The sequence below is a fragment of the Mycobacterium sp. genome (assembly GCF_032159765.1).
GTDB lineage: Bacteria > Actinomycetota > Actinomycetes > Mycobacteriales > Mycobacteriaceae > Mycobacterium.
Map to the genome: position 1 here is coordinate 18115 of NZ_JAVHWM010000204.1, position 13184 is coordinate 31298.

12 protein-coding genes are annotated in these 13184 nt (G+C 65.7%); 8 read left to right on the top strand and 4 right to left on the bottom strand.

The genetic code is table 11. The features are described 5' to 3' along the window. Nucleotide 1: 1 nt before the first annotated feature. On the bottom strand, nucleotides 2–388 hold the full coding sequence (locus QOH60_RS26120; protein WP_526424792.1) for a rhodanese-like domain-containing protein: 387 nt from the start codon (nucleotides 386–388) through the stop codon (nucleotides 2–4). Beyond that, nucleotides 385–963: a cysteine dioxygenase gene (locus tag QOH60_RS26125; protein ID WP_526424793.1), complete on the bottom strand. Its 579-nt coding sequence runs from the start codon at nucleotides 961–963 to the stop codon at nucleotides 385–387. Before QOH60_RS26125 ends, QOH60_RS26120 begins: the two co-directional genes overlap by 4 nt. Nucleotides 964–1070: 107 nt before the next feature. On the opposite strand from QOH60_RS26125, the gene lpqV reads away from it, so the two are divergent. The 4 genes from lpqV to QOH60_RS26145 all read left to right on the top strand — a co-directional run bounded on the left by lpqV (nucleotide 1071) and on the right by QOH60_RS26145 (nucleotide 5802). Next, on the top strand, nucleotides 1071–1508 hold the full coding sequence (gene lpqV, locus QOH60_RS26130; protein WP_526424794.1) for a lipoprotein LpqV: 438 nt from the start codon (nucleotides 1071–1073) through the stop codon (nucleotides 1506–1508). Nucleotides 1509–1578: 70 nt separating this feature from the next. Further along, complete coding sequence (locus tag QOH60_RS26135) at nucleotides 1579–1974, top strand: hypothetical protein (protein WP_526424795.1); 396 nt, start codon at nucleotides 1579–1581, stop codon at nucleotides 1972–1974. An 83-nt stretch (nucleotides 1975–2057) separates the two neighbouring features. Next, entirely contained in the window at nucleotides 2058–3725 is a 1668-nt protein-coding gene (locus tag QOH60_RS26140; protein ID WP_526424796.1) for a S53 family peptidase, read from the top strand. Nucleotides 3726–3771: 46 nt separating this feature from the next. Beyond that, nucleotides 3772–5802, top strand: a complete 2031-nt coding sequence (locus tag QOH60_RS26145) for a zinc ribbon domain-containing protein (RefSeq protein WP_526424797.1) — start codon at nucleotides 3772–3774, stop codon at nucleotides 5800–5802. A gap of 11 nt (nucleotides 5803–5813) precedes the next feature. Here QOH60_RS26145 and QOH60_RS26150 read toward each other — a convergent pair whose 3' ends face one another. Together QOH60_RS26150 and QOH60_RS26155 are read right to left on the bottom strand one after the other, a co-directional pair. Beyond that, nucleotides 5814–6677 carry a patatin-like phospholipase family protein gene (locus QOH60_RS26150; RefSeq protein ID WP_526424798.1) on the bottom strand — a complete coding sequence of 288 codons (864 nt, stop codon included), beginning with the start codon at nucleotides 6675–6677 and terminating at the stop codon, nucleotides 5814–5816. A gap of 60 nt (nucleotides 6678–6737) precedes the next feature. Continuing rightward, nucleotides 6738–7508: a type III PLP-dependent enzyme domain-containing protein gene (locus QOH60_RS26155; RefSeq protein WP_526424799.1), complete on the bottom strand. Its 771-nt coding sequence runs from the start codon at nucleotides 7506–7508 to the stop codon at nucleotides 6738–6740. A gap of 777 nt (nucleotides 7509–8285) precedes the next feature. Between QOH60_RS26155 and QOH60_RS26160 the strand changes: the two genes are divergently transcribed. The 4 genes from QOH60_RS26160 to QOH60_RS26175 are packed head-to-tail and all read left to right on the top strand — an operon-like array spanning nucleotide 8286 to nucleotide 13162. After that, nucleotides 8286–8375 carry a potassium-transporting ATPase subunit F gene (locus QOH60_RS26160; protein ID WP_526424800.1) on the top strand — a complete coding sequence of 30 codons (90 nt, stop codon included), beginning with the start codon at nucleotides 8286–8288 and terminating at the stop codon, nucleotides 8373–8375. Further along, nucleotides 8375–10045 carry a potassium-transporting ATPase subunit KdpA gene (kdpA, locus tag QOH60_RS26165; RefSeq protein ID WP_526424801.1) on the top strand — a complete coding sequence of 557 codons (1671 nt, stop codon included), beginning with the start codon at nucleotides 8375–8377 and terminating at the stop codon, nucleotides 10043–10045. The genes QOH60_RS26160 and kdpA overlap by 1 nt, the downstream gene beginning before the upstream one ends. Before the next feature lie 2 nt (nucleotides 10046–10047). After that, complete coding sequence (kdpB, locus tag QOH60_RS26170; RefSeq protein ID WP_526424802.1) at nucleotides 10048–12210, top strand: potassium-transporting ATPase subunit KdpB; 2163 nt, start codon at nucleotides 10048–10050, stop codon at nucleotides 12208–12210. A 1-nt stretch (nucleotide 12211) separates the two neighbouring features. After that, nucleotides 12212–13162 (top strand): potassium-transporting ATPase subunit C, encoded by a 951-nt coding sequence (locus QOH60_RS26175; RefSeq protein ID WP_526424803.1) that lies wholly within the window; start codon nucleotides 12212–12214, stop codon nucleotides 13160–13162. The last annotated feature ends 22 nt before the right edge of the window (nucleotides 13163–13184 follow it).

Below are 13184 nucleotides of genomic sequence, written 5' to 3' on the forward strand. Positions count from 1 at the left end.
GCTAGACGAGCTCAGCCAGTGTCCCGGAGTCGCGAAGGGCCTGGTAGCCGCCGACGACGTCGGTCGCGCGGCGCAGCCCGAGGTCCTGCAGTGCGGCCGCGGCAAGGCTGGATGTGTAGCCCTGCGAGCACAGCACTACCCACTCGACGTCGTCGTCGACGGCTTGCGGCAGACGCGCGTCGCTAGTGGGGTCGCAGCGCCACTCCAGCACGTTGCGTTCGATCACCAACGCGACGGGCACCGTCCCTTCGCGTTCGCGCTGTGCCTGCGGCCGGATGTCGACGAGCACCGCTCCCCTTCTCACTGCTGCGGGAATCTCCGGGGCCTCGAGCCGGCGCAGCCGTGCGCGCGCCGCCTCGAGTATCTGGTCGATCCGGCTGGTCGTCATCGGCCCTCGGGAGCATCGGTGAGCTCGGTGCGGGTCCGCAGCAGCGTGTTGCGTTCCGTGACTTCGTAGTAGGACATCGCAGTCAGCGGCGGCGAGTACGCGTGCACGCTGAGCGTCGGAGTGGGCGCCGCAGCGGACTCCGCAGATTCTTCATTGCTCCTCGCGTCCGCAGGGGCCCACGTGACGTCATGGACCCAGCCAAGCGGGAAGGCGGCCTGGTCTCCGGCTGTCAGCCGACGACGACGCAATTGGTCACCGGCCCAACGTGTTTCACGTAATGCACCGCTGAGAATCGTCAGCGCGCCCAGGGAGCCGGAGTGGTCATGGAGTTCGGTGGCCTCCCCCGGCACCCAGCTGATCAGCCACACGTCAAGCTCGCCGTCACTGTGCAGCCGCGTGAACCACCGCTCATCTGGCGGGATGCCGCCGGCCGGGATCAGATGGTCGAAGCGGCCGCTGAGCACATCTTCGGCATTGAGGTCTGTGATGCGCAGCAGATCGGGCAGGCGCAGCCGAGTGGGATCGCCGACAGTGGGTATGGCAGAGGGGACCAACGCAGAGGACAAAGCGGGCATGAGGCCGGACTTTCGGATGATGGGTGGGCAGATCGGGGGCAGGCACTTAGGCCTGACAACACTCCCGAGTGCCGATGAAACCCATCACGGCAAATAGTCTGGCACATATGAACGGTGTTGGCAGACTCCGGGGGCCGATCGCGGGCGCGTCGGCGGCGCTCGCCGCGATGACCGTCATGGCCGGTTGCTCGTCGACTCAGCAGGGGGCGCCATCCTCACCGACGAACTCGAGCGCGGTGACCAGCGCCCCACCGCCGCCGGCCGGCCAGTCCGGGGTCTCGCCCAACGGCGTCACGACGTCAGTGAGCGCGCCGTCCGGCGCGACCGAGGAGGAGTTCTTTCAGGCCTGCCACTTCGCGCGGGTATGGATGACCAGCCAGCCAGGCGACCCGCACGCGCAGATCGAGCCTTACTTGGCGATGGTCCAAGCGTCACCGACAGGCGAAGACGGCACGTGGCAGACGCCGTGGGCGAAGCTGACACCCGAGCGCCAAGCCGGAGTGATCCTTGCCGCCCACTGGGCCGCGGACGACGGCTGCGGCTAGGCCCGACAGCGCAGCCGTCGATGAGCCGGTGTTCGTCCCGCAGCCGCCACCGACTGGTTAGGATCGCGTCGTGGCCGAGGATCAGCAGGAAAAGCCGGACCCCGTCGAGGCGCCACGCAAGCACCGCGACCCGACCGATTTGGGCCCAACTCGGGGCCGCGTGGAGCTCACTGTGTCACTCACGGATTCAACCCGGCCTTCTGCACTGATCGACTGGGCCGAAGAACATCGCTTATCGGTGAAGTGGCGAGACGGGGCGACGTGGGCCTACGTCGGCGGCGCGGGAGTTGATATCGCATCGGCGTTCGGTGTTGAGATTCACGACTACCGCGATCCCGACGACAACGTCTTCTACGCCTCGAACGATGATCCCCCGGTGCCGGCACCGCTTCGCGACGAGGTTTCCGAGGTCGGCCGGATCATCGACGCCCAGCCGGTGCGTCGCCCTGAGAGTCCGCAGAAATAACGTTGCTGGCAAAACCACGGGAGTGTGCTGGCAAGTCGCGCTACTGTTGAGAAGTCGTTCGGCCTTCGGAGGAGAGCGCCCGGGTGGATAGTCATAGTGAGGGCGCCAGAGGGCGTCCAGGCGGAGTTCAGCGGCGGATTCTCGTCCTTGCCGCAACAGCAACCTTGGTGTTGGCGTCGTGCGCGCGTGCCGGCGACCCACCGACACACAATGCCGGGGCCGGGCCCAAGCCCTCGGCCGGTAGCTCGTCGACGCAGATGCTCGACGGCTCGACCGATCTCGGTCCAGCTCAAGGCCACCCGGTGGACGTCACAGTGTCGCTCAACGGCACGACCCGCCCGGAGGCCCTGATCGCCTGGGCCGATAGCCATCATCTGTCGGTCGACTGGAGCCCGGGGCACAGCTGGGCGTACCTGATGGGTTCGCCCGCTGACGTCGGGAGCGCATTCGGTGTGTCGATCCACGACTACCGCAGTGCTGACGGAAAAACGTACTACGAGGCGAAGCAGGCGCCGGAGATTCCGGCGCCGGTGCGCGGGGACGTCTCCGAGGTGGGCCGCATCGTCAGCGGCCCGGTGAATACGGCCCGGCCGCCGGTGATTCCACGTGACGTACCCGACGGGGCCCTCTCGCCGACGGGACTGATGAAGACGTACAACGCCGCGCCGTTGAAGGCCGACGGCAAGGGGCAAACCATCGTCTTCTTCGAGATCGACAGTGGCAATCAATCCGACTACGACAAGTTCACGCAGGAATTCAACATTCCGGTCCCGCTCAAGCCCACTGAGATCGGAAACCGCCCGAAGGAGGGCGGTGAGACGCCGATGGATGTGGAGGTGGTCCATGGCATGGCCCCTGCAGCCCAGAAGGTCATCCTGTATCTGCCCGTGGCGGCGAACGGGAATTTGACCACCAAAGAATGGGCCGACTCGATGGCACAGATCGACAGGGATTACCCGGGCGCAGTGTGGAGCATCTCGTTGATCTGGATCTGCGACCTGCGGGTCAACGCCGCCAACCTCGCCCCGATTCAGGAGGCCATCCGGACGGCGGAGCAGCACGGCACCTCGGTCTTCATGTCCAGTGGGGACAACGGCGGTTATGAATGCAAAGGCCAGCAAGGGCATTCGGAATACTTCGCCCCGCCGGTGGAAGGCGACATCGGGCTCAATGCCGTCGCGTCGATCCCCGAGGTGGTCTCGGCAGGAGGCACGACTTTGTCGACGGATTCCAACGGCGGGTGGGTCACCGAAGCGGGATGGGCGGACTACCCGTCAGGGTTCGGGACCGGGGGCGGCGTCTCCAACGTCTACGCCCGCCCCGATTGGCAGCGCACGGTGCAGCTTGCCCAGAACCTCACGGGGGACCACCAAGGCGTTCCTGACCCGCAGACGCAGCGGCTCACTCCGGACTTCTCCGCGGTCGCCGACGGCGCGACCGGGGCCGGGTTCTACAAGGACGGCAAGCTCATCCCCGGAGGCGGCACGTCGCTGTCGGCGCCGATATTGGCCGCACTGACCATGTTGATGAATCAGTATCTGACTGGGCACGGCGGAAAGAAGATCGGGGACATCAACCCCGTGCTGTACAAGGCAGCCACGGGATCGCGGCCGGCGTTCCACGACGTCACCTTCGGCGGCAACGTCGCCTACAACAGCGGTGAGGGCTTCGACCTGGCCACCGGGCTGGGCACCCCGGACACCTTCAACCTCGTGCAAAACATTCTCGACATTCAGAAAGCCGGCGGATAGCCATGCCCGACGTGCCCGTCCCGAGCCCGCGACAAGGTGACCACCCATGACTGACGAACCCACGCCGGGATCTACCGCCTCGGCGCCGATACCCACCACGACGTGCCGGGTGTGCGGCACCGAGGTGCCCGGAGGCAAGTTCTGCGGACACTGCGGCTCGCGTCTCTCCCGTGTGCGTGGCGACGGACCCGACTGGCTGCGGGCGCGCGCGTACGGGGCCGCCGACGGTGAGAACGTGCTGGGGCTATCGGTGGTCAGCTCGCTGTTCCCGCACCTACCGCACCGCTCCCGCACGACGTTCCGGTTCGGGCTGGGCGCTCTGCTGGTCCTGCTTGCTGTCTTTGCACTCCTGCAATGGCAGGCACCGCTGATCGCGGTCTGCGCGCTGGGGCTGCCGCTGCTGTTCTTGGTCTACATCGAGGAGTCCGACGTCTACGGCGACGACGACCTGCCGGAACGGACGTTGCTGCTGGCCGCGGTGATCGGCGCGGCACTCGGTGTGGGATGGGCATATTTCACCGCACCGGTGATCACTGCCGGCTACACCACGATCGGCGCAGCATCCACCCAGCAGATCCTGGTGAACGGGCTGCTCATCCCGGTGGGCGGCGCGGTGCTGATGCTGGTGCCCGCAGTGATCGTGCGGCTGTCGCGACCCAAGAACCTGGAGTCACTCGACGGCTTCCTCATCGGCGCGCTGGGTGCGGTCGCCTTCGCCGCGGCGGGAACGCTGGTGCGGCTGGCGCCCCAAATCGCGTCGGGGCTGGTCGACCGCTCGCTGCCAGTTCAGGTCTTCATCATGGAGGCGGGCCTTCAGGGCATCGCGGTGCCCTTGACTGCCGCAGCCGTGGGCGGCTTGTTCGGCGCGGCCTTGTGGTTCACCTGGCAAGGCGAGCCCAAACCACAACAACGACGCCGCCTGCTGGAAGCCGCGCTGCCCGCGTGCGCAATCGTGGTGGTCCTCTACGCCGGCATTGGCCTCATCGACATCGCCCCCATCGGGCCATGGGTCCAGCTCGTACTGCACCTCCTGATCGCCGCGGTCGCCGTGCTCGCCCTGCGCATCGGCGTGCATCTCTCGCTGCTCAAAGAGACACACGAAGAAATGGCGGGCGAGCCGATCCTGTGCGCGGAGTGCGAGAACGTGGTGCCCGACATGGCGTTCTGCCCCAACTGCGGGGTCTCGACGCGCGCAGCCTCGCGCACCTCGCGCACGCAGCGGCGCGTTGCGGTAGCCGGGTCGGGCGAGGAAGACGCATCACCGGCGGAGGCACCCGGATTCGCTCTGCCCGAGCGGACCTATCGCGTGCCCAAGGAACCGTATACGTCATCCGGCCGACTCTTCGTGATCCTCGGCGCGTGCCTGGCAGCGGTTGTCGCGGTGATCGTCGTCGTATCGCTGGTGACCACCAAACCCACGCCGAAACTGCACTGCCCAGAAGACTGCCAGCAACCGCCGACCCGGCCGCCGACCGGGAAGGTCGGTCCAGGTCCGAACGCACCGACGGACGTGCCGAATCCCCCGAAGGGCGGCTCGGCCAGTGGTTCCGCTATCACGCCTGCCGGACCTGCCGACAATAAGGTCCAGACGCTCGCCGCGGAGCCAGTGGAGAGCTTCCAACGCTGGACTCGGGCCGACTACGCGTGGTCGGTGGCGCATCCGGAGGGCGCCAAACTGATGCGGAACGGCGTCTCCTGGTCAGATTTCGACGGCCAGGTGGTGCTGTTCAGCGTGCCCGCGCGATCCCAATCGGCACGCGACATCGCCAAGCAGTTCGCCGACGCCGATATGGCGGGCGGGCAGGTGGTGTACGAGCTACCGAACGCCACGCTCGGCTACCAGGCCGGCTACGGCGAGGTCGACGAGGTCGTCAGACAAACCGCTAACGGCCAGTTCGTCAAGGTGCGGGCACTGTTCATGGTCGCGGTGAAGGACGACCTCGCGCTCGCCGTCGAGGCGCTCGGCCCCTATGCAGAGGACTCGTGGGGACACCCCTCAGGCGTGGGATTCAACCTCGCATACACCCTGGGGTACTACGTCAACAGCTTCATGTGGAGAGGCGACCCGCCGCGCTGACTGTCGTCGCGTCACCCGAGCGTCTCAAGGAAGGCCGCGATGTCGTGGGCTTGTCTGCGGCCTTGCTCACGGCCGGCGGTAGCCGACGGTGGGCGGCAGGCGGGGCTGAGCACGTTGGCGCCGAACGCCGCGATCGAGGTGTCGTCGGCGAATAGGGCCAGAGTCGGACCGGCGAACTCGGCGAGTTCGTCCGCCAGCGTGCGCCCGAAGACGCCCGGCTCCCGCATCGGTGCGAGCAGGATCACCGCGTCGATGTCGGTGGCCGCGGCCACGTTCGCGGTGCTGCCCACTCCGCCGTCCATGAACCGCCGTGTGCCGATCGTCACCGGCGGCCACACCCCCGGCACAGCGCAACTCGCGGCAACCGCATCGACCAGGGACACGCCGCTGTTCTTGTCGAGCAACACCAACTCGCCGGATTCGACGTCGATCGCGGTCACGACGAGCCGCCGGTCCGGCCACGTGTGTGACGGCAGCCTCGCGGCAATCACGGCACGGCGCGCGTCCTCGGCCACTGTCTCCGCCGCGACCGCATGGCGGCCGACCTCGTGGAGTCGTGCGACACTCGATAGCCCGGTGTTGGCAACCACATCCTCGAACAGCTCCATCAAGTCCTCGAGAGCGACCCGCGGTTCGATCTCGTGGGCATTCGGTGCGAGCTGTCGAGCGAACAACTCTTCCAGCGAAACGCCGCTGGACAGCTGCGCGGCCACCGTGGAGCCCGCCGACGTGCCGAGCAACAGGTCGGCGGCAAGCAGGAAACGGGCGGTTGCCGGCTGCTCGTCCTGCACGCCGAGGAGAAACCCTGTCTCCCAGGCGATTCCGGCGATTCCGCCGCCGCCGAGCACCAGTGCAAGCCGCGTGGTCTGAGTCATCAGCGCCTCAGTGTATTCAACCGCCCTGCCTTCAGTGCCCGACGGTGTCCCCGGCGCTGATCACACCCCGTGAGTGAGCGCGGTCCAATCCGGAAAGACGGTCAATGCGGGCCGGGGCAACCTGTATCGAGCACAGCCCTCCTCCACTGCATCAGACAACGCATCAGCAAGAGATTCGGGCGAGGTGGAGCACTCGGGGTGAAGGGCGACGGCCAACCGGGAGGGCAGTATGTGATCGCGAACACGGAGTTCTGCCATGATTTCGAGCGCAGGCAGGACGGCGTCCTCAGGAGTGCCGGCTTCCCGGTAGACGCCGGCTAAGTCCAGGTACTCTTCTGCGCGAACGGCTCGCGATGAGCCGCTCGCGCGAAGAGTAGACAGCGCGGTCACCGCGCCTGACTGGAGATCGGTGACGTCGACGAGCACAGGAAGTGGCTCGACCGCGCACGCACCGAGCTTCACCGCCCTGCTCTCGGAATCGACGATGAACTGCCCAATCCCCGCATCGAGAGCGTCGGTAATGGTGCGGTCAGTTGCGTTGGCGCAGTGGAACATAACGCGCTTCAATGGGATTGAGGCCGACATCGCGAACGCGATACCCTGCGGCGAGTGCGCGTCGACCTCACAGCGGTGCGCCCGGATCCAGTTGGCGGCGTCCGGCAGTGTCAGGACCGTCGCGGGAAATGCGATGGCGCTGTACCGGAATGCACGACGCCATCGACGGCACGCAGCGACGACATCGGGTTCGTTGCCGATAGTCGTCAATGATTCGTCGTCGGTGGTAACCGCAGTGCGTACCCGCACCAGCCGGATCGTGTCGGAAATAGTCATCAGTGGCCTTCTGCCGAGGCGCCGGCGGTTCTGCCGGAGCAACAACATCCAGATTTCGCTTAGAAACTGGGATTTGGGAGTGTCCTAGCGCTTCCTTTACGCCGCCGCACCAAACATTGACGCGGGGTTGGCGTCGGCACGCTCATCGGCGGTTGCGCATGCGCAGCCGCGCCTGTCCGCGCCGGTGCCAGTAGTAGACGCTGAGCATGATCGAAGCGGGACCAGCGACGAACGGTGCCTGCTGCCCTGGACCGAGAACTTTTACCCGGACCTGCCGTTGCCGTGGGCCTTCTTTCGTCCGGGCGTCAAGATCGCGCGAACATCGCGCCGTTCGCGTATCGATTGCGTAATGGCTGCGGGTGGCGGGCCGATCCTCGGCCGAGATTCGTGATCACCGTCGGTCGCGAGTACCTCCCGGCGCTCGCGCTCGGCCGCTCGCGGACGGCCTACGTCAATTGCAGAGCTGATTTTCGCCGAAACTGCAGGACTTACTTTCTGCGCGCGATTTTGTTTGACAATGAGTGGACCTGCGGCCCTTACGCGGGGCGGAAAGGAAACCGTAAAGGTGCTCCGCAAGCACGTCAAGAAAGCGTCAACGCAGGGCTGATAGGCCGTGACGCAGCGCTTAACTCAATGTGGTCCTCGCCCGTCAGGGCCCGACGAATGCTGCGGCGAACGAATTGTTGAGGAAGCCAACATGTCTGTCCTGATTTACGTGCTGCTGACCGTGGCCATCTTCGGTCTGCTCGGCCTTATCCAGAAGTTGGTCGAGGACCGATGAGCATAGAAAACGCGGTGGGCCTCGCCCTATCCGTAGTCCTTGCGCTGTTCCTCGGTGTCGCATTGCTGTTTCCGGAGAGGTTCTAGTGACTACCACCACCGCCGGGATCCTCTTCCTCGCACTCTTGATCATTGCGCTGGTGGCGGTGCATGTGCCCCTGGGCGACTACATGTTCCGCGTGTACACGTCGGAGAAGCACCTCCGGGGTGAGCGGTGGATCTACCGCGCGATCGGGGCCAACCCGTCCTCGGAACAGACCTGGGGCGCCTACGCGCGCAGCGTCCTCGCCTTCTCGGCGATCAGCATCCTTTTTCTGTTCGTCTTGCAACTGGTGCAGGGCAAACTGCCGCTGCACCTGAACGACCCGCAGACGCCAATGACCCCAGACCTGGCGTGGAACACCGCAATCAGCTTCGTGACGAACACGAACTGGCAGGCCTATTCCGGGGAATCGACGCAGGGCCATCTCGTGCAGATGGCCGGCTTGGCGGTGCAGAACTTCGTATCGGCAGCGGTCGGGATGGCCGTCGCGATCGCCCTCGTGAGGGCGTTCGCCCGCCGGCATACCCGTGAACTGGGCAACTTCTGGGTCGATCTGGTCCGCGGGACCGTCCGCATCCTTCTGCCGATCTCGATCGTGGCCGCGATCGTGCTCATCGCGGGTGGGGCGATTCAGAACTTCCATCTCCACGACCAGATCGTCAACACCCTTGCCGGCCAACCGCAGACGATCACGGGCGGTCCGGTGGCCAGCCAGGAGGCCATCAAGGAACTCGGCACCAACGGCGGCGGCTTCTACAACGTCAACTCCGCCCACCCGTTCGAGAACCCGACAACGTGGACGAACTGGTTTGAGATCTTCCTTCTTTTGGTCATCAGCTTCTCTCTGCCCCGCACCTTCGGCCGGATGGTCGGCAGCCGCAAGCAGGGCCTCGCGATCGCCGCAGTCATGGGCAGCCTCGCCATCATCAGCGTGTCGCTGATGATGTGGTTCCAGCTTCAGCACCACGGCACAGTGCCCGGTTCCGTGACTTCCGCGATGGAGGGCGTCGACCAGCGCTTCGGCGTGGCCGATTCCGCTGTGTTCGCCGATGCCACCACGCTGACGTCCACCGGTGCCGTCGACTCGTTCCACGACTCCTACACGAGCCTGGGCGGCATGGTCACGATGTTCAACATGCAGCTCGGTGAGGTTGCCCCCGGTGGCACCGGATCCGGCCTGTACGGCATGCTGATCCTGGCGGTCATCACCGTGTTCGTCGCCGGCCTGATGGTTGGCCGCACTCCCGAGTACCTCGGTAAGAAGATCAACCCGCGGGAAATCAAGCTTGCGGCAAGCTATTTCCTCGTCACTCCGCTGCTCGTGCTGCTGGGCACGGCCATTGCAATGGCGTTGCCCGGAGAGCGCGCCGGGATGCTCAACAGCGGCCCGCACGGCCTCTCGGAAGTGTTGTACGCGTTCACGTCGGCGGCCAACAACAATGGATCGGCGTTCGCCGGGATAACTGTCAACACCGTTTGGTACAACACCGCATTGGGATTGGCGATGGTGTTCGGCAGATTCCTGCCGATGGTCCTCGTGCTCGCGCTGGCAGGCTCGCTGGCCAAGCAGGGCACCACGCCCGAGTCCATCGGAACACTGCCGACGCACCGGCCGCAATTTGTCGGAATGGTGGCCGCCGTCACCCTCATCCTCGTCGCGCTGACATTCCTGCCGATGCTCGCGCTCGGTCCACTCGCTGAAGGAATCCACTGAGAATGGCTACTGACACAGTCGATTTGGCATCTCAGCCAGCCGATCCCGGCACCAGCCCGGGCACACCGGGAAGGAGCCGGGTGCAGGGCGGGTTGCTGGACCCCAAAATGCTGCTGAAGTCCGCACCGGGCGCGCTGCTCAAGCTCGACCCCCGCACCCTGTGGCGCAATCCAGTGATGTTCATCGTCGAGATCGGCGCGGTGTGGAGCACAATACTCGCGATCATCAGCCCGTCCTGGTTCGCCTGGATTACCGTCGTATGGCTCTGGCTGACAGTGGTTTTCGCCAATCTGGCGGAAGCCGTGGCCGAGGGCCGCGGTAAGGCGCAGGCCGAAACCCTGCGCAAGACAAAGACTTCCACAATGGCTCGGCGTCTCGTCGGATGGAGGCCGAACGCCGAGGCAGTTGAAGAGGAGGTCGCTGCGCCACTGCTTGCGCAGGGCGACATCGTCGTCGTCGAAGCGGGACAGGTCATTCCGGGTGACGGCGATGTCGTCGAAGGCATCGCCTCGGTGGACGAGTCGGCCATCACCGGCGAGTCCGCGCCGGTGATCCGCGAGTCGGGAGGCGACCGGTCCGCGGTGACCGGCGGCACGACTGTGCTGTCGGACCGCATCGTCGTGCAGATCACGCAGAAGCCGGGCGAAAGCTTCATCGACCGGATGATCGCGCTCGTCGAGGGCGCCAACCGGCAGAAGACGCCCAACGAGATCGCGCTGAACATTCTGCTCGCCGCGCTGACCATCATCTTCGTATTCGCGGTCGCCACGCTTCAGCCGCTGGCGATCTTCTCGAAGGCGAACAACCCCGGCGTGCCAGACAGCCTGGCGCTGACGGGCGACGGCGTCACCGGCATCGTCATGGTCTCCCTGCTGGTGTGCCTCATCCCGACCACGATCGGCGCCTTGCTGTCCGCGATCGGGATCGCCGGCATGGACCGGCTGGTGCAGCGCAACGTGCTGGCCATGTCGGGACGCGCGGTCGAGGCCGCCGGTGACGTGAACACGCTGCTGTTGGACAAGACGGGCACCATCACGCTCGGCAACCGTCAGGCGTCCGATTTCCTGCCGCTGCCCGGCATCTCGCCGGAGGCGCTGGCCGATGCAGCCCAGCTGTCCAGCCTCGCGGACGAAACCCCTGAGGGCCGTTCGATTGTGGTGTTCGCCAAGCTCCAGTACGGGCTGCGGGCACGCACGCCCGGTGAGCTCGCCAATGCGCATTGGGTCGAATTCACCGCTGCGACGAGGATGTCCGGTGTCGACCTCGGCGATCATCAGCTGCGCAAGGGGGCGGCCAATTCCGTCGCGGAATGGGTGCGCGCCCAGGGCGGCGTAATCCCGGCAGAACTCGGCGGAATCGTCGACGGCATCTCGGCGGCAGGCGGAACCCCGCTGGTGGTCGGGGAAGTGAAGGACGGCAAGGCATCCGTGCTCGGCGTCATCCACCTCAAGGACGTCGTCAAGCAGGGCATGCGCGAGCGGTTCGACGAGATGCGCCGGATGGGCATCCGTACCGTGATGATCACCGGCGACAACCCGTTGACCGCCAAGGCGATTGCCGACGAGGCCGGTGTCGACGACTTCCTCGCCGAAGCCACGCCCGAGGACAAGATGGCGCTCATCAAGCGTGAGCAGGAGGGCGGCAAGCTCGTCGCGATGACCGGTGACGGAACCAACGACGCGCCCGCGCTCGCGCAAGCGGACGTCGGCGTCGCGATGAACACGGGCACGTCGGCGGCCAAAGAGGCCGGCAACATGGTCGATCTCGACTCCGACCCGACCAAGCTCATCGAGATCGTGGAGATCGGCAAGCAGTTGCTGATCACCCGCGGGGCGCTGACGACGTTCTCGATCGCCAACGACATCGCGAAGTACTTCGCGATCATCCCGGCCATGTTCGTGGCGCTTTTCCCGGGGCTGGACCTGCTCAACATCATGCGGCTGCACAGTCCGCAGTCGGCGATCCTGTCCGCGGTGATCTTCAACGCGATCATCATCGTGATGCTGATCCCGCTGGCGCTGCGCGGCGTGCGCTACACGCCAAGCAGTGCGTCAAAGCTGTTGAGCCGCAACCTCTATATCTACGGACTCGGCGGCATCATCGCCCCGTTCATCGGAATCAAACTGATCGACCTCGTAATCCAATTCCTCCCAGGGATGTCCTGACATGAACCTTGCAAACCTTATCCGCGTGCACTGGGCAGCCATTCGCGCGCTGCTGGTGCTGACAGTGATCACCGGTTTCGCCTACCCGCTTTTCATCTGGCTGGTGGCACAGATCCCCGGGCTGCGTGACAACGCCAACGGTTCGATCATCGAGGCCAACGGCAAGCCCGTCGGCAGCAGCCTGATCGGCCAGAGCTTTACCGCCGACGACAAGGCGATCCCCAAGTACTTCCAGAGCCGCCCGTCAGCGGCCGGCGACGGCTACGACCCGCTGAAAACGAGCGCAAGCAACCTCGGGCCCGAAGACATCGTCGACACGCTCGGCGATCCGTCAGCCTCGGATCCGAAAGACAACGGGTCAAAGGACAGCCTGCTGACGACCGTCTGCACGCGCAGCCTGACGGTCGCCGAAACCGAGGGTCTCGGAAAAGAGGCCGGGGCGCGGCCGTACTGCACGCCCGACGGCAAGGGCCAGGTGTTGTCGGTGATGGGCCCTCGCGATAACCGCGGCAACGTCACAAAGCCCTGGAAAGTGGTCAGCGTCAACCAACCGTGCGAGACGACGCCGCGGACGCGAGGAGCAGAACAAACACCGGCCGTCTTCCAACCCATCTACGAGGGCCAGCCGGTGCAATGCGCCAAGTTCGCCGACGCCGAGGAATACAAGACGGGCCAGATCGTTCCGATCCGCGGCAACGCGCCCGCCAATCCGGTCGTGCCCGCCGACGCCGTCACCGCCAGCGGCAGCGGCCTGGACCCCGACATCTCTGTTGCGTACGCCGAACTGCAGGTCCCACGCGTCGCGAAGGCGCGCGGGGTCACCGAGGACAAGGTGCGCCAGGCGGTACGCGACAACGAGAGCGGCCGCACACTCGGATTCATGGGTGAACCGCGTGTCAACGTGCTGGCGCTCAACGTCGAACTCGACCAGAAGTTCCCTGCCAAGAGCTGATAATCGCGGTGGATGATGAGTA